Source organism: Chryseobacterium koreense CCUG 49689 (genome assembly GCF_001045435.1).
Taxonomy (GTDB): Bacteria; Bacteroidota; Bacteroidia; order Flavobacteriales; family Weeksellaceae; genus Kaistella; species Kaistella koreensis.
Map to the genome: position 1 here is coordinate 1 of NZ_LFNG01000058.1, position 1,281 is coordinate 1,281.

General features: G+C 31.2%; 1 protein-coding gene. It reads left to right on the top strand.

Annotation, left to right across the window (positions count from 1 at the left end; all coding sequences use genetic code 11):
* Positions 1-186: 186 nt before the first annotated feature.
* On the top strand, positions 187-972 hold the full coding sequence (locus tag ACM44_RS14770) for a GLPGLI family protein (protein ID WP_048500833.1): 786 nt from the start codon (positions 187-189) through the stop codon (positions 970-972).
* Positions 973-1,281: the final 309 nt, after the last annotated feature.

The window sequence follows — 1,281 nt, forward strand, 5'->3', positions numbered from 1 at the left end:
GTATTATTGATATTCTTGCAAATTCTTATGATTGGAAAGGAATATGTATATTTGGTTGTGCAACAAGCACATCGTATTGGCGAAATGGCGGGATAAGGGAGAAATTGAAAGTTTCGGCTTTCTAATCCGCCACTATCGCCAATACGCGGCCCGTTAGCAGAAATTTTAAACAAACAAACTTCACAAATGAAATACATATTAATCTTTCTTGGAATTTCTTCATTTTGTTTTTCTCAAAAATTCAGTTTCATTTATGAAACAAAATATAAATTGAATTCAGCGAAACCAGATGACATTAATTCAGATAATATGATTTTGGATTTAAAAAATAATATTTCAATTTTTAGAGATTCACTAGACAAAAAAAACGATTCAATAAAGTTGAATATTGGAAACGGAAGGTATAATATGGGTGTTGAAAACAAATTCTATGTCAAAAAGAATCTTGCTCAAAAAAGAATTGAAAAAGTAATAACTTATTTGGGAACAGATTATCTTCTTCCAATTGAGGAAATATTAAATTGGAAAATAACTTCCGAACAAAAAATGATTGGAAAATATAAATCTCAAAAAGCAGAAACAAATTATGGAGGAAGAAACTGGATTGCTTGGTTTACTACAGAATTACCTTTTGCAGATGGTCCATATATTTTCAGTGGTTTACCTGGATTGATTATTTCTATTCACGATTCAAACAATGAATATTCATTTAATTTGATAGAAGTCAAAAAAGGCGGGAGTATTTTTGACGCACGAAAAAAAACAGTAAAAATTGATTGGGAAAAATATGAAACACTTGCAAAATCATATTATAATGATCCATTTGATATAAATTCAAAAGGTTGGAAAAATGCTACATTTACCGATCCGAAAGGCAATACAGTGGATATTTCTATAAAGAATAAAGAAATGCAAAATATTATTTTACAAGAAAATAATCCTATTGAGTTAAATCATAAAATAAACTATTAACAAAAATTCTGCTAACATCGGTAGCTGTTGCACAACCCTAATTTTCCAATAATAGTTTTCAAAACTCAACCAAAACCACCTCTTTTTAAGCGATTTAAAGGAGGTTTTTATTTTTGCTGGTGAAAGTTTCCGGAATTTGGCGTGGGCTTAAATGAAGGATATGGGAGTCGTGGGAAAGAAGTTTTTCCAAAACCAGAACTTCCCTTTTGGAACGTTCATGATTTGGGCCTTGCGGTGGACTTTTCGGGTGGTGAACTTCAGGTATTTCTTCAGGTTGTAAGTCAGGGCAGCCATTAAAACGTGTTTGTT

Excerpts from the sequence above, each read along its gene's own strand:
- ACM44_RS14770 (WP_048500833.1), top strand. The coding sequence starts at position 187 with ATGAAATACATATTAATCTTTCTTGGAATTTCTTCATTTTGTTTTTCT.